Source organism: Roseovarius sp. AK1035, assembly GCF_003288315.1.
Taxonomy (GTDB): Bacteria; Pseudomonadota; Alphaproteobacteria; order Rhodobacterales; family Rhodobacteraceae; genus Roseovarius; species Roseovarius mucosus_A.
In genome coordinates this window covers 632,177-652,850 of sequence record NZ_CP030099.1, presented here as the reverse complement: position 1 = coordinate 652,850, position 20,674 = coordinate 632,177, and the positions used below count along the sequence as shown (strand labels likewise).

Sequence of the window (20,674 nt, the reverse complement as noted above, 5' to 3'; positions counted from 1 at the left end):
ACCGGCGGTTATGTCGTGCTCCAGGCCTGCGGTGTAAAAACAAACAGCCGCCGGTTCCCCGGCGGCTGTCGTTTTTCAAACCCTGTCAATTCGGCTTAGTTGGGGATCTCTCCGGTCAGCCCTTCGACATAGAAATCCATGCCCAAGAGCGTGCCGTCATCGGCAACCTCGCCCTCGGCCAGCCAATCCGACCCGTCCTGCTTTTTCAGCGGCCCGGTGAACGGGTGATAGCTGCCGTCCGCCATGGCAGCCTTGAGGGCCAGCGCCTCTGCCTTGACATCCGCAGGCACCGCATCGGAAATCTCGCCAATGCCGACCATGCCCGGCCCGATGCCGTCCCATGTCTGCGTGCTCTCCCAGGTGCCATCAATCACCGCCTGCGTGCGGTCAATGTAATAGGGGGCCCAGTTGTCGATGATCGATGACACGCGCGGGAAGGGGGCGTATTCGGCCATATCCGACGCCTGTCCAAAGGTCACGACATTGCCCGCCTTTTCGGCAGCGGCCTGCGGCGCGGTGGAATCGGTATGTTGCAGGATCACGTCCGCGCCCTGCTCGATCAGGGCAGTGGCGGCGTCTGCCTCTTTCGCGGGGTCAAACCAAGTGTAGGCCCAGATGATCTTGAACTCGACATCGGGGTTGACCTTTTTCGCGTGAATATAGGCCGAGTTGATGCCGCGAATGACCTCTGGGATCGGATAAGAGGCGATGTAGCCCACGATATTCGATTTGGTCATCTTGCCCGCAATATGGCCCTGCACCGCGCGCCCCTCGTAGAAACGGGCGGAATAGGTCGAGACATTGGGCAGGGTCTTGTAGCCGGTGGCGTGTTCGAATTTCACATTGGGGAACTTTTCGGCCACCGCCAGCGTCGGCTCCATAAAGCCAAACGAGGTGGTAAAGATCAGATCCGCCCCTTGCAGCGCCATTTGCGTGATGGCGCGTTCGGCATCGGCGCCCTCGGGCACGCTTTCTTGATAGACGGTTTCGACGGCATCGCCGAAATGCGCCTCAACCGCGAGCCTGCCTTTGTCATGCTCATAGGTCCAGCCGCCATCGCCGATGGGGCCGACGTAGATAAAGCCGACTTTGGTCTTGTCCTGCGCCACGGCGGCGCTTGCCAGACCAAGCGCCAAGGCGGCTGAGGTCAGTAGATGCGTGAGTTTCATTCGGGATCTCCCTGTTGTGATCTGTGATGTGATCTTATTGCGAGGCGTGAAAAATGCGGCCCAAAGAGCCGGGCGCGCGGGATTTGTCAGACGACATGATGACCAGCACGAGGATGGTGATCAAGTAGGGCGACATGGAAAGATATTCGACCGGGATCGCAACGCCTGCCGCCTGAAGATTAAGCTGCAATACCGAAACCCCGCCAAAGAGCCACGCGCCAAGCAGAACGCGCCCCACTTTCCACGAGGCAAAAACCACAAGGGCAAGCGCGATCCAGCCCCCCCCAGAGGTCATGCCTTCGGTCCATTGCGGCACCCGCACAAGGCTGAGATAGGCCCCGCCCAACCCGGCGCAAGCCCCGCCAAACAGGATCGCCAGAACGCGGATGCGCACCACCTTGTAGCCAAGCGCATGCGCGGCCTCATGGTTTTCACCCACCGCCCGCAGGATCAGCCCGGCGCGCGAATATTTCAGCAGCGCCCAGACCAAAGCCACAAGCGCTAGGGCGAAGTAAACCATCAGATCATGGGAAAACAACACACGCCCGACAAAAGGCAGATCGCTCAGCACAGGCAGGTCAAGCCGCGTGGTCGGCGGCGGCTTGATCCCGACATAGCCCTGTCCGATCAGCGACGAGAGGCCAAGTCCAAAGAGCGTCAGCGCGAGGCCGCTTGCCACCTGATTGGCAAGGGCAAATTGGGTCAGAAGCGCGAAGAGAAGCGCCAGAACAGCGCCCCCGGCGGCGGCGGCCACAAACCCCACGACCGGCGAGCCGGAATTGACAGCCATGGCAAAGCCGCAGATTGCGCCGGTGATCATCATCCCCTCGACCCCGAGGTTGAGCACGCCCGCCCGCTCGACAACCAACTCGCCCAATGCCGCCAGCAGAATGGGCGTAGAGGCGACGATGAGCGAGGCCAGAAGCAGCGCCGGATCAATCGAGGACAAAAGCATCACGCCACCTCCCGTGTCACCAACCGGACGCGGTAATTGGTCAGCAGGTCCACGGCCAAAAGGAAAAACAACAGCATCCCCTGAAAGAGTTGGATCGCGGCCGCAGGTAGCCCCATGTTGGATTGCGCCAATTCGCCGCCAATATAGGTGAGCGCCATCAAAAGCCCCGCAAGCAGGATGCCGACCGGGTGCAGCCGGCCCAAAAAGGCCACGATGATCGCCGTAAACCCATAGCCCACGTTGAAATCAATGCTGACCTGCCCGGCGGGGCCTGCGACCTCGAACAGCCCCGCCAATCCCGCCAGAGCGCCCGATGTCCCCAGACAAAACAGAACCAACCGCGCCGGGCGCACGCCGGCAAAACGGGCGGCGCGTGGCGCCTGACCCGCAAGCCGGATATGATAGCCAAGGATATGGCGGCTGAGCAGCACATAGGCGAAGATGACCGCGATCAGCGCCGCCACCACTCCCCAATGCATGCCCGTGCCGGTAATAAGCTCTGCATTATGCGCGCTGTCATATTGGCGCAGGTTGCGCGAGCCGGGAAATCCGCGCCCCTCGGGGTTCTTCATCAACCCAAGGGCCATGGCCGCCAGCAATTGCTCTGCCACATAGACGAGCATGAGCGACACGAGGATTTCATTGGTGCCGAACCGCAGCTTGAGCACCGCCGGGATCATGCCCCAGGCCCAGCCCCCTAGCGCGCCAGCAAGGATCATCAGCGGAAAGATCAGCGCGCTCTCCGCTGGATAAAACGCAAGCGCCACCCCGGCCCCTGCCAGTGCGCCGACGATATATTGCCCCTCGGCCCCGATGTTCCAGATACCGGCACGAAACCCAAGGCTAAGCCCGATGGCGATCAGCACCAGAGGCGCACCCTTGATCAGCAATTGCGGCCGGTAATAAAACGCGAACTCGCCAAAAAGCGGTTGCCAGAAAATCGTCGAGATGGCCGCTACCGGGTCTTCGCCAAGTGCCGCAAAAAGCGCCCCACCCGCCAACATGGTGATCAGCACCGCCAGAACCGGCGTGGCCCAAGTCCAGAGCCGTGAGGGTTGAGGGCGCTTTTCCAGCTTCAGCATGGCGCGCGCCCATGTTTCTTTATGCGTTTCTTTGTGGCTAAAATACTCAAAAACGACAGGTCACACATGCGCCACCTCCATGCCATGTGCGCCGCCCATCATCAATCCGATCTCTTCGACACTCAGGCCCTGGGTCGGCCTGATGTCCGAAAGCCGTCCTTCGCTCAACGCGCCGAACCGGTCGGAAATCTCGATCAACTCGTCAAGGTCCTGACTGATGCAGATCACCGCCGCCCCCCCAGTGGCCAGATCAAGCAGGGCTTGGCGGATCGCGGCAGCGGCGGCGGCATCGACACCCCAGGTGGGCTGGTTGACCACCAGAACCTCGGGCCGTTGCAGCACTTCGCGGCCAATCACGAATTTTTGCAGATTGCCCCCCGACAGCGCCCGTGCGGCGGTGCCCGGGCCGGGCGTGCGCACGTCAAAGCCGGTGATGATCCGGCGGGCAAAGGCCTCGGCCGCCTCCCATCTCAGAAACCCGCGATTGAGCAGGCTTTCCCGCGCTGCCCCGGTCAGGATGGCATTCTCTGTCAGGCTCATGTCGGGGGCGGCGGCATGGCCCAGCCGTTCCTCAGGCGCGGTAAGCAGGCCCATCGCACGGCGGTTGCCGGGGCCGTGCTGACCGATGGCCATGCCCTTCAGGCGCACAGCCTCTGCCGTCACCGGCATTTCGCCCGACAACGCGGCCAAAAGCTCATCCTGCCCATTGCCCGCAACCCCACCGATGCCCAGCACCTCTCCGGCCTGCACGGCAAAGGAAATCGCGTGAAGCGCGGTGCCGAACTGCCCCTGCGCCGCGACCGACAGGTCAGACACCTCCAGCACCACACCCGCCTTGGCACGCCCGGCGCGTTCCGGCGCGGCAAAGGTTGTGCCCACCATCATTTCCGCCATCGCGCGGGCCGAAGTGTCGCGCGGTGTGCAGGTGCCCACGTTGCGGCCCTGCCGCAGGATCGTGGCATGATCGCAGAGGGCGCGGATTTCCTCGAGCTTGTGCGAGATGTAAAGGATCGCCACGCCTTCGCCCGTCAGCTTGCGCAGGGTCTGAAACAGGATATCCACCTCTTGCGGCGTGAGCACCGATGTCGGCTCGTCCATGATCAAAAGGCGGGGTTCCTGCAAGAGACAGCGGATGATCTCGACGCGCTGCCGCTCTCCTGCCGAAAGATCACCAACGGTCCGGTCGGGATCAAGCGGCAGGCCATAGGTTTCCGAGACGGCACGGATGCGCGCGGCCAGATCGCGCAGCGCTGGCGGGCGTTCCATCCCGAGGGCCACGTTCTCGGCCACGCTCATCGCATCAAAAAGCGAGAAATGCTGAAACACCATCGCCACCCCCGCCAGGCGCGCGGCATGGGGGTCTGGTGGGGCATAGGGGGTGCCGCGCAGCGTCATGGCGCCGCTGTCGGGCTTGACCAGCCCATAGATCATCTTGACGAGGGTTGATTTCCCGGCGCCATTCTCGCCCAGCAGGGCATGCACCTCGCCCTCGCGGATGGCAAAGGATACGGCGTCATTGGCGACAACTCCCGGATAGGCCTTGGTCAGACCCGAGACGGTCAGCAAATCGCCTGTCACGCGGTTCTCCTTCGGTCTGCGGCCTTGATACCCGGCTCTTTCAGTAACGCAGCCGCCACGCCAAGCGCAATGGCTTGCGGGTGTTTGCCAAGGTTTGGATCGCCAATGGGGCAGGAAATGCGCGAAATCTGCGCGTCCGTATGCCCAAGTGCTGTCAATCTCTGCCGAAACCGCGCCCATTTGGTCGCGGAGCCGATGACACCCGCGCACCCAAAGGGCCGTTGCAACAGCCGGTGGCACAGCTCCAGATCCAGCGCATGATCGTGGGTCACAATGATATGTGCGGCGGTATCAGGCGCTTGGCCGAGGGCGCGTAGGGGATCAACGCCGGCGGTGATCCCTTGGGGCAGCCCGCGCAGCATCTCGGCCCGCGTATCGGCCAGCGTCACTGCCAGATCGGGCAATGGGGCAAGCAGGGCGGCCAAGGCGCGGCCCACATGGCCAGCCCCGTGGATCACCACCGCAAGGCGCGGGCAAAGTGGCTCGATCAACCAGCCGTTTGCCCATGTAACACCCGTACCGGCGCTGGGCCGGGCGGCAGGCGGGGGGGTGATGTGCCCTTCAATCTGCCGTGCCCAACGGCCCGATAGTTCAAGCGCCTCAATCGCTGCGCCAAGTCTGTGCTGGTCGAACCGCTCGATCACCAATACCACCGACCCGCCACAGCATTGGCCAAGGGCCGGACCAAGCGCTTGGCGCAGCACGCGGGCATTCCCGCCCTCTGCCAAAAACCGTCGTGCCGCACCTGCCGCCTCATGCTCCAGCCGCCCACCACCGATGCTGCCCGATTGCCCTCCGGGCCAGACCTGCATCGCGGCCCCGGCGGCGCGTGGCGCAGAACCACGGGTGGCGGCGATCACCACCCGTGCGATCTGTCCCTCCCGCGCGACGGCTGTGCGCAGATCGTCGAGGTCACGCATCGCGGCGCGCTTTCTGACGCGCGATAGCGCTCAGCAGCCGCTCGGGTGTGGCCGGGGCGTCAAGCGCCGGATAGCCCGAACCAAACGCCGCCACCGCAGCGCTGAGCGCCATCAGCGCTGAAATCCCCAGCATAAAGGGCGGCTCGCCGACAGCCTTGGAGCGATAGATCGTTGGGCGCGGATTCTGCGCCTCCCACAGCGCCACGTTGAACAGCGCTGGCCGGTCTGAACAGGCGGGGATCTTGTAGGTCGAGGGCGCGTGGGTGCTGAGCCGTCCGGCCTTGTCCCACACCAGTTCCTCGAGCGTCAGCCAGCCCGCCCCCTGCACATAGCCGCCCTCGATCTGGCCGATGTCGAGCGCGGGATTAAGCGAGGCCCCGCAATCATGCACGATATCGGCGCGCAGGATGCGGTTCTCGCCGGTCAGGCCGTCGACGATCACCTCGGTCACGGCCGCCCCATAGGCAAAGTAATAAAATGGCCGCCCCTCCCCCTTGATCCGGTCCCACGCAAGGTCGGGCGTCTTGTAAAATCCGGTGGCGGATAGGCTCACGCGCTGTTCGTAGCAGAACCGGGCGGCCTCTGCGAAGCTCAGGTGGGCCGTTCCCACCCGCAGGCGACCGCCGTCAAATTGCACCTCCTCGGGCGGCACAGCGTGATGCGCCGCCAGACAGGCAGCCATCCGGTCGCGGATCGTATCGCAGGCTGCCTGAACCGCCATGCCGTTGAGATCGCTGCCGGAACTTGCCGCTGTGGCCGAGGTATTGGGCACTTTGGCGGTATCGGTCGCGGTGATCTTGATGGCCTCTAGCGGCAGGCCAAAGCACGCGGCGGCCACTTGTGCCACCTTCTGAAACAGGCCCTGTCCCATTTCCGTGCCCCCGTGATTGAGATGCACAGACCCATCCTGATAGACATGCACCAAAGCGCCCGCCTGATTGAGATGGCTGAGCGTAAAGGAAATCCCGAACTTGACCGGCGTCAGCGCTAGGCCCTTTTTCAGCACGGGATTGCGGGCGTTCCACGCCGCCACCGCTGCCCGCCGCGCGGCATAGTCCGAGGTTTGCATCAGCCGTTCGGTCATCTCGTGCAGGATGAAATCCTCGACCTTCTGCCCATAGGGCGTGACCTGCTCTTTCATCTGGCCCGAAATACCTTCGGGGGGGCGCGCAGCGCGGGGGGCAGACAGCCCCCCTCCGACGGCTGCGGCATAGTAATTGCGTTGCCGCACCACGACAGGATCAAGGCCCAAATGATGCGCCACATGATCCATAACCCGCTCGATGCCCAGCATGCCCTGCGGCCCGCCAAAGCCCCGGAACGCGGTGGCAGAGGCGGTGTTGGTGCGCAGCCGATGGCTCTCGATCCGCACGGCGGGCAGGAAATAGGCGTTATCGGCATGCAGCATGGCGCGGTCGGCCACCGGCAGCGACAGATCCTGCGACCAGCCGCAGCGGGCGTAGTGCACGAAATCCACCCCTGTCAGCCGCCCGGTGGCGTCGAACCCGGCCTGATAGGTGATGCGGAAATCGTGGCGCTTGCCGGTGATCACCATGTCATCGTCGCGGTCATAGCGCATCTTGCAGGGCGTCCCCGTGTGCCGCGCTGCGACGGCGCAGGCGATGGCGGGGGCGTTGGCTTGGCTCTCCTTACCGCCAAAGCCGCCGCCCATGCGCCGCGTCTCGACCCGGACGGCATGCATGGGCCGGCCAAGGGCCTCGGCCACCTTGTGCTGCACTTCGCTCGGATGCTGGGTCGAGGCGTGGATCACCATGTCGCCCCCCTCTTGCGGCAGCGCAAGGGCCGCCTGACCTTCAAGATAGAAATGCTCTTGCCCGCCCATCTCGATCACGCCACCCACCCGGTGGGCCGCCTTGGCGATGGCCGCCTTGGTATCGCCCCTTTGCCAGATGCGCGGGCCGTCTTCGAAGCGGCTATTGGCGGCCAATGCGGCGTCGATGGTCAAAAGGGGCGTCGTTTCTTCGTAACATACCTGTCCCCGGCGCGCGGCGCGGCGTGCGGCCAGATGGCTGGTGGCGATACCAGAAAAAGCGGCTGGCCGTGATAATGCACATCGCCCGTGCACAAGAGCGGCTCGTCATGGGCCGAAGGCGAGCAATCGGCCCCCTGCGGCAAGTCAGCGGCGGTCAGCACGGCGACGACCCCGGCGCATTGGCGCACCGGCGCAAGGTCCATTTCGGTCACGCGCCCCGCCGCGATGGTGCTGAGGCCAAAGGCCAGATGCAGCGTGCCGCGTGGGCTGGGGATATCATCGACATAGCGCGCGGTGCCCGTCACATGCAGGCGTGCGGCGTCATGGGGCAGAGGGCGCGCCACGCTCATGGCTGCACCTCAAGAACCGATGTGGCGATGCCCTGATCCTCTAGAAAATAGCGCATCAAGAGGTTGCGCGCGACGCAGAGGCGATAGTCGGCAGAGGCGCGCATGTCTGACAGCGGCGCAAAATCCTGCGCCCACGCTGCATCGCTGCCGGTAATCGTCGCCTCGGTCCAAGGCTGGCCAATCAGTGCCGCTTCGACATGGGCGGCACGCTTGGGAATGCCCGCCATGCCGCCAAAGGCGATCCGCGCGTCAGTGATCCGGCCCGCCTCAATGGTCAGGTTGAAACAGCCCAGCACCGCCGAAATATCCTGATCAAAGCGCTTCGAGACTTTGTAACAGCGCAGGCGGTCTGGCTGGCGGGGCAGGGTGATGGCCTCGATCATCTCGCCCGGCGCGCGGTCCTGCTGGCCGTAGCCCAGAAAGAACGCCTCGAGCGGCATCTGGCGGCGCGTGTCTCCGTGGCGCAGATGCAGGGTGGCCCCAAGGGCGATGAGCGCGGGCGCGTTGTCGCCGATGGGCGAGCCATTGGCGATATTACCCCCAAGCGTCGCCGCCGCACGCACCTGTTCCGAGCCATAGCGCCGCAGCATCGCGGCATAGGAGGGGTGATAGGGGGCAATCGTCTGCATCAGCCGGGCAATGGTCAAGCCCGCGCCAAGGCGCATATCCCTGTCTGTCACCTCTGCGGTGCTCAGGTCCGTGCAGCCCCCCAGAAAGATTGGCAGGTTGATGTCGCGCAACTGTTTGGTGATCCACAGGCCCACATCGGTTGCGCCCGAGATCAGCGTCGCCTCAGGATGAGCGGCATAGAGGCGCGCCGCCTCATCGGCGCTCTGGGGTTTCAGCAACGCAGGGGGGCTGTCTGCCCCCCGCCCTTCGGGCCCCCCCGAAGGTATTTCGGGCCAGATGATATTGCGATCTTGCGTCATCCACGCGGGAATGGCGGCAGGTTCGGCGGCGCGGGCGGCGGTCAGGATGGGGGCATAGCCGGTGCATCGGCAAAGATTGCCCGCCAGAACCCGGTCGTGATCCCGCTCGCCATTAAGATGCGCGCAGGCCATCGAGGCGATAAAGCCCGGCGTGCAAAACCCGCATTGCGAGCCGTGATGCGCAATCATCGCCGCTTGAACCGGGTGCAATTGCCCCTCGGGGCCGCTGATCCCCTCGACCGTGCGCAGGGCCTTGCCCTGAAGCTGTGGCATGAGGAGAATACAGGCGTTGAGGGGCCGCGTGCCGGTCTCGTCACTGACGATCACGGTACAGGCCCCACAATCGCCCTCGTTGCAGCCTTCCTTGGTGCCGGTCAGGCCGCGCGCCTCTCGCAGCCAGTCAAGCAGAGTTGTGGTCGGGGTCACATCCCCAAGTGCCACGCTCTCTCCATTCAGAAGAAACGTGAGGGTCATGAGCCGCTGCCCGCCGCGTTACCATGCCTGCCCTCGCGTGCCTGACCTTCGATGCGGCGTAGAAGGTGGCGGGCTTTGCCTATCGTGACCCGATGAAAGCCGGGGGCAGGCGGTTTGGCAAGTCTTTTGTTCAGCCGCAACCGGGGCTAGGGTGCGGATATGAGCGCTGATCCCCGATTCATTCACCTGCGGGTGCATACCGAATATTCCCTGCTGGAGGGGGCGATGCGGCTCAAGAAGCTGCCCGGCCTCTGCGTGGCCGCAGGCATGCCCGCCGTCGCCGTGACCGACACCAACAACATGTTTGCCGCGCTAGAGTTTTCCGTGAGCGCGCAGGGCGCGGGCGTGCAGCCGATCATGGGCTGTCAGGTCGATCTGGCCTATCTCAGCCTGGCACCCGGAGAGCGCGCGAAGCCGCCCGCGCCCCTCGTCCTCTTGGCGCAGAGTGAGTGCGGGTATGAGAACCTGATGAAGCTCAACTCGTGCCTTTATCTGCGGGGCGATGGCAGCCTGCCGCATGTGACGCTGACCGAGTTGGCGCATCATGCCGAGGGGGTGATCTGCCTGACGGGTGGGCCGGATGGGCCGGTGGGTCGGCTCTTGCAGGGGGGGCAGCGCCCGGCGGCGGAGGCGTTGATGCAGCGTCTGGCGCAGGCGTTTGGCGACCGGCTCTATGTCGAATTGCAGCGTCATCCCGGTGACGGGGGCGCGCCCGAGGCCGAGCGCCTGACCGAGCGTGGTCTGATTGAGATGGCCTATGCCATGGGCCTGCCGCTGGTGGCGACCAACGATGTCTACTTTCCCAAATCCGATATGTATGAGGCGCATGATGCCATGCTCTGCGTGGCCGAGGGGGCCTATGTCGATCAAAGCGCGCCGCGCCGCCGCCTGACCCCGCAGCACTATTTCAAAAGCCAAGAAGAGATGGCCGCGCTTTTTGCCGATTTGCCCGAGGCACTGGAAAACACGGTCGAAATCGCGCGCCGCTGCGCCTTTGGGGCCTATAAGCGCAATCCGATCTTGCCGAAATTCGCGGATGACGAGGTTGAGGAACTGCGCCGTCAGGCGCGGGCGGGGCTTGCCGCGCGCCTGGCGGTTATCCCCCATGCCGCGCCGGTGGAAGACTATGACAAGCGCCTCGAATTCGAGCTGGGCATCATCGAGGGTATGGGCTTTCCCGGCTATTTTCTGATCGTGGCCGATTTCATCAAATGGGCCAAGGATCACGATATTCCGGTGGGGCCGGGGCGTGGCTCGGGGGCGGGCAGTCTGGTGGCCTATGCGCTGACCATCACCGATCTTGATCCGCTGCGCTACAGCCTGCTTTTTGAACGGTTCCTGAACCCAGAGCGGGTCAGCATGCCCGACTTTGACATCGACTTTTGCATGGATCGCCGCGAGGAGGTGATCCAATATGTGCAAGAGAAATATGGCCGTGACCGGGTGGGCCAGATCATCACCTTTGGCGCGCTCTTGTCCAAGGCGGCTGTGCGTGACATCGGGCGCGTGTTGCAAATGCCCTATGGGCAGGTGGACCGCCTGTCCAAGATGATCCCGGTCGAAGGCGTCAAGCCGGTGAGCATCGAAAAGGCGCTGGCCGACGAGCCGCGCCTGCGCGAAGAGGCCAAGAATGAAGAGGTCGTGGATCGGCTTTTGACCTATGCGCAACAGGTTGAGGGGCTGTTGCGCAATGCCTCGACCCATGCCGCCGGGGTGGTGATCGGCGACCGGCCGCTTGATGCGCTCGTGCCTGTCTACCAAGACCCGCGCTCCGATATGCCCGCAACCCAGTTCAACATGAAATGGGTGGAACAGGCGGGGCTGGTCAAGTTTGACTTTCTCGGCCTCAAGACGCTGACGGTCATTCAGAACGCGGTCGACATGATCCGCAAGGCGGGCCGCCCGCTGAATGTGGCGGCGGATGGCACCGTGCTCTATGATCCCCCCGAGGGGTTTGAGTATGACATCGGGGCGATCCCGCTCGATGACGAGAAATCCTATAGGCTCTATGCGAGTGCCAAGACAGTCGCCGTGTTCCAGGTGGAATCGAGCGGCATGATGGATGCGCTCAAGCGCATGAAACCCACCTGCATCGAGGATATCGTGGCGCTTGTGGCGCTCTACCGTCCCGGCCCGATGGAGAATATCCCGACCTATTGCGAGGTGAAGAACGGCCTGCGTGAGCTCGAGTCGATTCACCCCTCGATTGACCATATCCTAGAGGAAACCCAAGGCATCATCGTCTATCAGGAACAGGTGATGCAAATCGCGCAGGTGATGGCGGGCTATTCCTTGGGCGGTGCTGACCTGTTGCGCCGCGCCATGGGCAAGAAAATCGCCGAAGAAATGGCCAAGGAGCGCCCGAAATTCGAGAAAGGCGCCATGGAAAATGGTGTCGACAAGAAAAAGGCCAGCGAGGTCTTTGACCTGCTCGAGAAATTCGCCAACTACGGCTTCAACAAATCCCACGCGGCGGCCTATGCGGTGGTCAGCTATCAAACCGCCTGGCTCAAGGCCAATCACCCGGTCGAATTCATGGCTGGGGTGATGAATTGCGATATTCACCTCACGGATAAGCTGGCGGTCTATTTCCAAGAGGTGAAAAAGGGGCTGAGCCTGCCTTGGGCCGCGCCTTGCGTCAATCGCTCTGAGGCGACGTTCGATGTGCAGGGCGGCGTGCTGCACTATGCGCTGGGCGCGCTCAAGAACGTGGGCGTCGAGGCGATGAAGCTGATCACCGTGGGGCGGGGCAACCGGCCCTTTGCCACGCTCTATGATGTGGCGCAGCGGGTCGATCTCAAGCGGGTGGGCAAGCGCCCGCTGGAAATGCTGGCCCGCGCCGGGGCGTTTGACGCGCTGGACCGCAACCGCCGCCGCGTGTTCGAGAGCATCGAGGCGCTGATGAGCTATTCAGCGGCGATCCATGAGCAAAAGAATTCCAGTCAGGTCTCGCTCTTTGGCGAGGCGGGCGATGACCTGCCCGAGCCGCGATTGGCCCCGGTTGATGATTGGCTGCCCGCCGAGCGGCTGACCGAGGAATTCAAGGCTGTTGGGTTCTACCTCTCGGGGCATCCGCTTGACGATTATATGACCGTGTTGCGGCGTCAGGATGTGAAAACGCTGGACGAGGTGACAGCACAGGCCGAACGCGGCCCGGCGCTGGTCAAGATGGCCGGGGTCGTGGCCGGGCGGCAAGAGCGGAAATCGGCACGTGGCAACCGCTTTGCCTTTGCGCAGCTCAGCGATACGACCGGCGGCTACGAGGTGACATTGTTTTCCGACACGCTCGAGAAATGCCGCGAATTTCTGGAAACTGGCGCGCAGGTGGTGATCACCGCCGAGGCGACGCTGGAGGCGGATCAGTTGAAACTGCTCTGCCGCGCGGTGCAGCCGATTGACGGGATGGTGGCCGGGGCGGGCGCGGTGGGCCTGCGGATCTTTGTGGATCAGCCGGGGGCAATCGGATCGGTTGCTGCGGTGCTGCAAGGGGCCAGCCAAGCGGCGCGCGGTGCGCGCCCCGGCCCGATCCATTTCTGCCTGATGGGCGCGGGCCTGCTCGGCGAGGTCGAGATTGACAGCGGCGCGGAATATCCCGTGACGCCACAGATCAAGGGCGCGATCAAGAGCCTGACCGGCGTGGTGATGGTCGAGGAAATCTGACGACGTCTTCGCAGTCGTCCCGGGCCTGCCCCGGGACCTCTGGTTGTAAGATAACCCCGTGTCAGTAATGCGGCGGGCGCTCGTCGCCAAGGATCACGCCACCATCGCTCTCGCCGTGCCGGGCCGCTTCGCGCGCGAGCAGCATCTCGACTCGGGTGCGCAGGCGGTCAAGCTCGCGGTCTTGGCGCGCGATAACATCCGACAGGTCATCGACCGTGCGGATCAGGTGGGCCAGTTTTTCTTCGATCTCGGTCATGGCATGGGATTACGCGCGGATGCGCCTGCGGTCAATCGCGCAGCCGCCTTGCCCCGGCGCGGCCCTTGGGCTAGACCGCGCCACGACAGATGCCGCAAGAGTTGCCGCAAGGACGCATGCCATGGCCAAGCCCAAAAAAGAGCCCCGCCCCAAGGCCGAAACGCCCAAAGGGTTCCGCGATTATTTCGGCGCCGAGGTGACGACGCGCGCCGCGATGCTGAACGCGATTGCCGGGGTCTATCATCGCTATGGCTTTGACGCGCTGGAATCGAGCGCGGTCGAGACGGTCGAGGCGCTGGGCAAGTTTCTGCCCGATGTCGACCGGCCCAATGAGGGGGTCTTTGCCTGGCAGGATGAAGACGAGAAATGGCTGGCGCTGCGCTATGACCTGACCGCGCCCTTGGCCCGCGTTTATGCCCAACACCGCAACGATCTGCCGACACCCTATCGGCGCTATGCGATGGGGCCTGTCTGGCGCAATGAAAAGCCGGGCCCAGGGCGGTTTCGCCAGTTCTATCAATGCGATGCAGATACGGTGGGCACGGCCTCAATGGCAGCGGATGCCGAGATTTGCATGATGTTGGCCGATGCGCTTGAGGCAGTGGGAATAGAGCGTGGGGATTACGTAGTTCGCGTGAATAACCGTAAGGTTCTGAACGGAGTGTTGGAGGTTGCTGGTCTATCGGGTGACGAGAGCGAATTCGCGCGTGGGGTTGTGCTACGAGCAATAGATAAGCTCGATCGCCTTGGCTTTGAGGGGGTCGAGCAACTCCTTGGTTCTGGAAGGCGAGACGCGAGTGGTGACTTTACCCAAGGCGCTAACCTTGCGGATGAGCAGAAGCAGCGCATAATGTCGTTTCTATACGGTAATGATGAAGTGATCGGTGACTTGGGGGACTATGAGGTTGCCATGGGCGGCCAAGCCAACACCACTGCTAACGCGCTCGACTATCTCAGAGAGCTAGTGCACGGTTCGTTCGTAGGCCTCGAGGGAGTGAACGATCTAGAAGCGATATCCGAGATGGTTGCCGCCCAAGGTTATGGCCCTGACCGGATCGTCATTGACCCTTCTGTCGTGCGTGGCCTCGGCTACTATACCGGCCCGGTGTTCGAGGCGGAATTGACCTTTGAAATCCTTGATGAAAAAGGCCGCCCGCGCCAATTCGGCAGCGTGGCGGGCGGTGGGCGCTATGATGATCTTGTCGCGCGCTTCACCGGGCAGCAGGTGCCCGCCGTCGGGGTCAGCATCGGCGTGGATCGCCTGCTTGCCGCGCTGCATGCCAAGGGCAAGATCGGCAGCGCAGAGCGTGGCCCGGTGGTTGTCACCGTGATGGACCGCGACCGGATGGCCGACTATCAGGCGATGGTCGGTGAGTTGCGCCAAGCGGGCATTCGCGCCGAAGTCTACCTTGGCAACCCCAAGAACTTTGGCAATCAGATGAAATACGCCGACCGGCGCGGCAGCCCTATCGCGGTGATCTGTGGCGGCGACGAGTTTGCCAAGGGCGTGGTGCAGATCAAGGACCTGATCCTTGGGGCGCAGATCGCCGAAAATGCGACGGTTGAAGAATGGAAAGAACGGCCCAGCCAATATGAGGTGCCGCGCGCCGCACTTGTGGACAAAGTCCGAGACATCCTCGCGGAGCAAAGCTGATGCCGGAACGTGCCGCGATCCGGGCCGAGGCTGCGCGCTTGCGGGCGCTCTTTGAGGCGGCAGGCGCGCTGCCGGTGGAAACCTCTGTGTTGCAACCCGCCGAAGTGCTCTTGGACCTATACGGCGAGGATATCCGCGCACGCGCCTATGTGACGTCGGATGCCTTGCGCGGCGAACAGATGCTGCGCCCCGATTTCACCGTGCCGGTGGTGCAGATGCATATGGAACATGGCGCGGAACCTGCCCGCTATACCTATTCCGGCGAGGTGTTTCGCCGTCAGGAAGAGGATGCGCAGCGCGCCAACGAATACACCCAAGTGGGGTTTGAAATCTTTGAACGCGCCGCACCAGAGGCGGCGGATGCAGAGGTTTTCGCAATGTTCTTTGACATTCTGCGCCCGCTTGGCCTGCGTGCGGCGACGGGGGATATCGGCATCCTGATGGCGGCCGTTGAGGGGCTGCGCACGACCGAGCGCCGCAAGGCCGCACTGCGGCGGCATATCTGGCGGCCCCGGCGGTTTCGCGCGTTGATTGACCGGTTTTCGGGGCGCGCCGTGGTCCCTGAGGCACGGGCCGCCCTTTTGGCGATGGCAGACCCGATGGCGGGGGCCGAGCCCCTGATAGGGCTGCGTGGCCCGGATGAAATCGCAGGCCGGATCACCGCGCTGCGTGAAGACGCAGAGGCAGGGCCGATTTCCACCTCTGAGGTGCAGTTGCTGGATGCCATCCTCGCGGTGCGCGAAACCAGCGACAACGCGCTGGAACGGTTGCGCGATATCGCCGTGGACATGCCCGCCATTCATGGCGCGGTGGACCGTCTGGCACGACGTCTTTCGGCGATGTCCGAACGCGGGCTCGACATCACCAAACTGGATTTCGAGGCCAGCTATGGGCGCACGCAGATGGAATATTACGATGGCTTCGTCTTTGGCTTTTATGCCGAGAGCCGTCCCGACCTGCCGCCCATTGCCACCGGCGGGCGCTATGATGCGCTAACCCGACAGTTGGGGCGGGGGCGGGAAATTCCGGCGGTGGGCGGCGTGATCCGGCCCGGTCTGGTGCTGGGCCTTGGGGGTGCGACATGACCCTGAAACTGGGGGTGCCGTCCAAAGGGCGGCTGATGGAGAAAACCTTTGATTGGTTCGCCAAGCACGGGATCACGCTGGGGCGCTCGGGATCCGAGCGTGAATATGCGGGTTTTGTGCAGGGCATCGACAACGTCGAACTGATCCTGCTCTCCGCCGGGGAAATCCCGCGTGAATTGGCCGCCGGGCGCATCCATCTGGGTGTGACTGGCACCGACCTGATCCGCGAAAAGCTGGGGCAGTGGCAAAATCAGGTGGCAGAGCTGGCGGAACTGGGCTTTGGGCAGGCCGATCTGGTGCTGGCGGTGCCACGTTGCTGGGTGGATGTCAGCCATCTTGACGATCTTGATGCCGCCGCTGCGGCATTCCGGCTCAAGCATGGGTTCCGCATGCGCATCGCCACCAAATATCACCGATTGGTGCGGGATTTCCTCCGCGAGAATGGCGTTGCGGATTATCAACTGATGGACAGTCAGGGTGCCACCGAAGGCACGGTCAAGAACGAAACCGCCGAGGCGATTGCCGATATCACCTCAACCGGCGATACGCTGCGGGCCAATCATCTCAAGGTGTTGGAGGATGGGTTAATCCTGAAATCTCAGGCAACGCTTTTCAAATCGCGGGTGGCCCCGATGGAGCCTGCCGATAGGCTTACGCTCAAGGCGCTGAAGCAAAGGCTTGATCTGGAATAAAAAAATGGGGCGGTCCGTTAGGACCACCCCACTGCTTGCGCCTTATCAGAAGCGGAAAGCAGCCCGCGCCTGTACCGTGGTGGCATCGACATCAACACCAGCGGTGCCGAAATTTTCGAACTTGTGATAGAGCACTTCACCGCCCAGAGACAGGTTCTGGCTGATCATATGCTCATAGCCCGCGCCGAAGAAATAGCCGTTGTCATCACCAAGCGTGTCGGTGTCGGCCCAAGCATACCCGCCGGTGCCGTAAAGCAGGCCGTTGCCGACCTTGTAACCGAGACGCGATTTGATCCGAAACACGTCTTCCAGCGAAGCAGCGGCCCCAAGGTCAATATCAGCAAAGTCGTAATCGAGACCCAGACCAACAACCCAGTTGTTGCCATAGTCGTAATCATACCCGGCGATCAGACCGCCGATCAGGCCGTCTCCGTCCACGCCAGCAGCGCCGGTGTCAACATCGCCATAGCCAAGCTGGCCACCCGCGTAAAAGCCAGTCCAATTCGGGCCAACAGGTGCCGGCGGTGCAACCGGGGCTGCGATCACCGGCTCCGGCGTTGGCTCTTGCACATTGCCAGCAAAGGCAGGGGCGGCCATCAGGGCGGTTGCGGTCATCAGCGCTGTGGTTGTTTTCAGCATCTTGTTTCCTTTCAGTCAGTTTATGTCGCTCAGGTCGGGGAGGAGGATCGCCCCTTCGACACACGGTTCGCACCGTTGCTGGATATATCGGGCGACCGTCCCATCAAGACAAGCACCTGACCCAGCCATTTCGATCACACACCCGTGAGTGGCAGGGAAATGCCCAGAATATACTTTTTTCGGCGGATTTTCGCAAGTCGCCGTGTGAAATGCGCAACCCTATGGCGAAAACTGCCTCAGGAGAGTTGAAGCGCAGGGCGCATGGTTTTTCGCGCGCAGTGGCGTTGGACAGCGGCATTTGTGTTGGGTTTGCGCTCAGCGTTACCCACACCGATCCGCAAGTTCAAGCGCAGACGGCGCGCCGGTTGTCAGGGTGTTCTTACCCCGTCAGCGCCATGGCGCATCCGCTCACAGAACGCCAATATCCGCCAGAGCGGCCGAGAGGGCAGGCGGAAGCGTATCATCCTTGGCGCGCGCTGATCCAAGGTCGGGCGGCGCATCAGAACCGGGCAAATACCGCCAGCCTTGAAAGGGGCGCTTTTGCGCTGTGGCGGTGCGGATCAATCCCGGTTCAAGCACGATGGCACAGCGGCGGATGCCGTCACCACCAGTCACCTCATCCAGCCGCAGGATCGGTTGGCGGCATTGCACCAGCCCCTGAATGACCCAATAGATCGAGCCACCGTCCAACAATTCGCCTTCGCGCTTGGGCCACATGCGGGTGACGTGGCGCGGCAGGCCGTCCGGCCCTTTGGCGCGGGGGTCTTTATGCCACTCCTCCAGATCCTCGATAGAGGTGGTGCCGACGCTCAGTTTGATCAGGTGCAAGGCCACGATAAAGAATCTCCCATCCGGGCAGATAGGGTAGTGGAAATACCGGCAGCTTCAAGCTATTGTGGTTCTCTGCCCGTGGATGGAGACCGCCGTGACCCGATTTGCCGCCCCGATTTCCGAACAGATATGGAACATGAAATACCGGTTCCGGAATGGGGACGCTGGCGATGCAAGTGTCGAGGACAGCTGGCGGCGGATCGCGCGCGCTTTGGCAGTGGCCGAGGCAGAGCCGGCGCTCTGGGAAGAGCGGTTCTATCACGCGCTTGAGGATTTCAAATTCCTGCCCGCAGGTCGGATCACCGCCGGGGCTGGCACCGCACGCAAGGTGACGCTCTTTAACTGTTTCGTCATGGGCACCGTGCCTGACGATATGGGCGGCATCTTTGACGGGCTGCGCGAGGCGGCGTTGACCATGCAGCAGGGCGGCGGCATTGGCTATGATTTCAGCACGATCCGGCCCAAGGGGGCCGAGGTCAAGGGCGTGTCGGCGGATGCAAGCGGCCCACTCAGCTTTATGGATGTGTGGGACGCGATGTGCCGCACGATCATGTCGGCAGGCAGCAGGCGCGGTGCGATGATGGCCACAATGCGCTGTGACCATCCAGATATCGAGGCCTTCATCGCCGCGAAATCCGATCCGGCGCGGCTGCGGATGTTCAACCTGTCGGTCTTGATCACCGATGCTTTCATGGAGGCGGTCAAGGCTGACGGCCCGTGGGACCTTCAGTTTGGCGGCAAGGTCTATCATACCGTGCAAGCGCGGGATCTGTGGAACCGGATCATGCAGGCCACCTATGATTATGCCGAACCGGGCGTGATCTTTATCGACCGCATCAACGCGGCCAACAATCTGGCCTATTGCGAAACGATTGCGGCGACCAACCCATGCGGCGAACAGCCCCTGCCGCCCTATGGTGCCTGCCTCTTGGGCTCGATCAATCTGGCGCGGTTGGTGGCAGAGCCGTTTGCAGCGGGCGCGCGGGTGGATGAGGCCGCACTTGACGATCTGGTGCGCGTGGCTGTGCGCATGATGGACAATGTCGTGGATGTCAGCGGTTTTCCCTTACCTGCGCAGGCCGCCGAGGCGCAGGCCAAACGGCGGATCGGGCTGGGCGTGACGGGGCTTGCCGATGCGCTCTTGATGGTCGGGCTGCGCTATGGATCAGACGCCGCCGTGCAACAGACCGAGGCGTGGTTGCATGCCATCGCGCGGGCGGCCTATCTTGCAAGCGTTGACTTGGCCCGCGAAAAGGGCGCGTTCCCGCTCTTTGACCGCGACGCCTATCTGGCCTCTGGCACGATGCAGACGATGGATGCCGATGTGCGCGCCGCCGTGGCCGAACATGGCATTCGCAACGCGCTTCTGACCAGCATCGCGCCCACCGGCACCATCAGCCTTTATGCGGGCAATGTCAGCAGCGGAATCGAGCCTGTCTTTGCCTATAGCTACACCCGCAAGGTGCTGCAAAAGGATGGCAGCCGCACCGAAGAAGAGGTGATAGATTACGCCGTGCAGATGTGGCGTGACCGGATGGGCGATGCGCCTCTGCCCGAGCATTTCGTCAACGCCCAGACCCTGCCGCCCGAGGATCACGTCAAGATGCAGGCGGCGGCGCAGAAATGGGTGGATAGCAGCATCTCGAAAACCATCAACTGCCCCGAGGACATCTCCTTTGAGGCGTTCAAGAATGTCTATCTTCAGGCTTGGGATTTGGGGTGCAAAGGCTGCACCACCTATCGGCCCAATGCGGTGACAGGCAGCGTCCTGAGCGTGTCCGAGACCACGGACAAGGCCCCGGGTGAAACGCGGGGCGATGTCCCTGCAACCGGCGGCGAGGTGGTCTATATGTCCGAACCGCTCGACCGCCCCAAAGAGCTGGAGGGTGCCACCTACAAGCTGAAATGGCCCGACAGCAACCATGCGATCTATGTCACCGTCAATGACATCGTTCTGGGCGGGCATCGGCGGCCCTTCGAGGTGTTCATCAACTCCAAGAACATGGAGCATTATGCCTGGACGGTGGCCCTGACCCGCATGATCTCGGCGGTGTTCCGGCGTGGGGGCGATGTGTCCTTTGTGGTGGAAGAGCTCAAAGCCGTGTTCGACCCGCGGGGCGGCGCTTGGATGCAGGGCAAATACGTGCCCAGCATTCTGGCCGCCATCGGCGGCGTGCTCGAACAGCACATGGTCCAGATCGGGTTTCTGGCGGGCGAAGGTATGGGCCTCAAAGAGGACCCGCATGCGCAGGTCGCAGGTCAGGACAGCCCCCGCAAATCCCCCGCCTGCCCCGCCTGCGGCCAATACGACATGCGCATGATCGAGGGTTGCATGACCTGTGCAAGCTGCGGACACAGCAAATGTGCCTAAGGCGGCACGGTGACATCGTTTCGGTTTTTCGTTGAA

General features: G+C 62.9%; 14 protein-coding genes and 1 pseudogene. 5 read left to right on the top strand and 10 right to left on the bottom strand.

Annotated elements, in window-relative coordinates; all coding sequences use genetic code 11:
• Positions 1–95 precede the first annotated feature (95 nt).
• The 7 genes and pseudogenes from RAK1035_RS03125 to xdhA form a co-directional block, all read right to left on the bottom strand.
• On the bottom strand, positions 96–1,169 hold the full coding sequence (locus RAK1035_RS03125; RefSeq protein ID WP_008279461.1) for a BMP family ABC transporter substrate-binding protein: 1,074 nt from the start codon (positions 1,167–1,169) through the stop codon (positions 96–98).
• A 34-nt stretch (positions 1,170–1,203) separates the two neighbouring features.
• A complete protein-coding gene (locus tag RAK1035_RS03120; RefSeq protein ID WP_008279460.1) occupies positions 1,204–2,124 on the bottom strand; it encodes an ABC transporter permease in 921 nt (306 codons plus the stop codon).
• Positions 2,124–3,206, bottom strand: coding sequence for an ABC transporter permease (locus RAK1035_RS03115; protein WP_008279459.1), 1,083 nt, complete (start codon positions 3,204–3,206; stop codon positions 2,124–2,126). The genes RAK1035_RS03120 and RAK1035_RS03115 overlap by 1 nt, the downstream gene beginning before the upstream one ends.
• Positions 3,207–3,266: 60 nt before the next feature.
• The gene (locus RAK1035_RS03110; protein WP_008279458.1) at positions 3,267–4,784 is read right to left on the bottom strand and encodes an ABC transporter ATP-binding protein; all 1,518 of its coding nucleotides are present in this window, start codon (positions 4,782–4,784) and stop codon (positions 3,267–3,269) included.
• Positions 4,781–5,704, bottom strand: coding sequence for a xanthine dehydrogenase accessory protein XdhC (xdhC, locus tag RAK1035_RS03105; RefSeq protein ID WP_008279457.1), 924 nt, complete (start codon positions 5,702–5,704; stop codon positions 4,781–4,783). The genes RAK1035_RS03110 and xdhC overlap by 4 nt, the downstream gene beginning before the upstream one ends.
• Positions 5,697–8,047 (bottom strand): annotated as a pseudogene (gene xdhB, locus RAK1035_RS03100) (xanthine dehydrogenase molybdopterin binding subunit). The gene xdhC and the pseudogene xdhB overlap by 8 nt, the downstream one beginning before the upstream one ends.
• Entirely contained in the window at positions 8,044–9,450 is a 1,407-nt protein-coding gene (gene xdhA / locus RAK1035_RS03095) for a xanthine dehydrogenase small subunit (RefSeq protein WP_008279454.1), read from the bottom strand. The pseudogene xdhB and the gene xdhA overlap by 4 nt, the downstream one beginning before the upstream one ends.
• Before the next feature lie 159 nt (positions 9,451–9,609).
• Here xdhA and dnaE point away from each other — a divergent pair, with 159 nt between their 5' ends.
• Complete coding sequence (dnaE, locus tag RAK1035_RS03090) at positions 9,610–13,110, top strand: DNA polymerase III subunit alpha (RefSeq protein WP_008279453.1); 3,501 nt, start codon at positions 9,610–9,612, stop codon at positions 13,108–13,110.
• A 61-nt stretch (positions 13,111–13,171) separates the two neighbouring features.
• Here the strand turns inward: dnaE and RAK1035_RS03085 are convergent, their stop codons facing one another.
• Complete coding sequence (locus RAK1035_RS03085; RefSeq protein ID WP_008279452.1) at positions 13,172–13,366, bottom strand: SlyX family protein; 195 nt, start codon at positions 13,364–13,366, stop codon at positions 13,172–13,174.
• 121 nt (positions 13,367–13,487) lie between these two features.
• On the opposite strand from RAK1035_RS03085, the gene hisS reads away from it, so the two are divergent.
• The 3 genes from hisS to hisG are packed head-to-tail and all read left to right on the top strand — an operon-like array spanning position 13,488 to position 16,797.
• Positions 13,488–15,020, top strand: coding sequence for a histidine--tRNA ligase (gene hisS, locus RAK1035_RS03080; RefSeq protein ID WP_037296763.1), 1,533 nt, complete (start codon positions 13,488–13,490; stop codon positions 15,018–15,020).
• Positions 15,020–16,105: an ATP phosphoribosyltransferase regulatory subunit gene (locus RAK1035_RS03075; protein WP_008279450.1), complete on the top strand. Its 1,086-nt coding sequence runs from the start codon at positions 15,020–15,022 to the stop codon at positions 16,103–16,105. The genes hisS and RAK1035_RS03075 overlap by 1 nt, the downstream gene beginning before the upstream one ends.
• A complete protein-coding gene (hisG, locus tag RAK1035_RS03070) occupies positions 16,102–16,797 on the top strand; it encodes an ATP phosphoribosyltransferase (RefSeq protein ID WP_008279449.1) in 696 nt (231 codons plus the stop codon). Before RAK1035_RS03075 ends, hisG begins: the two co-directional genes overlap by 4 nt.
• 45 nt (positions 16,798–16,842) lie before the next feature.
• Here hisG and RAK1035_RS03065 read toward each other — a convergent pair whose 3' ends face one another.
• Both RAK1035_RS03065 and RAK1035_RS03060 read right to left on the bottom strand, forming a co-directional pair.
• On the bottom strand, positions 16,843–17,436 hold the full coding sequence (locus RAK1035_RS03065; protein WP_008279448.1) for an outer membrane protein: 594 nt from the start codon (positions 17,434–17,436) through the stop codon (positions 16,843–16,845).
• 408 nt (positions 17,437–17,844) lie between these two features.
• Entirely contained in the window at positions 17,845–18,270 is a 426-nt protein-coding gene (locus RAK1035_RS03060) for a DUF1489 family protein (RefSeq protein WP_008279447.1), read from the bottom strand.
• A 91-nt stretch (positions 18,271–18,361) separates the two neighbouring features.
• On the opposite strand from RAK1035_RS03060, the gene RAK1035_RS03055 reads away from it, so the two are divergent.
• Positions 18,362–20,638, top strand: a complete 2,277-nt coding sequence (locus RAK1035_RS03055; protein WP_037296973.1) for an adenosylcobalamin-dependent ribonucleoside-diphosphate reductase — start codon at positions 18,362–18,364, stop codon at positions 20,636–20,638.
• Positions 20,639–20,674: the final 36 nt, after the last annotated feature.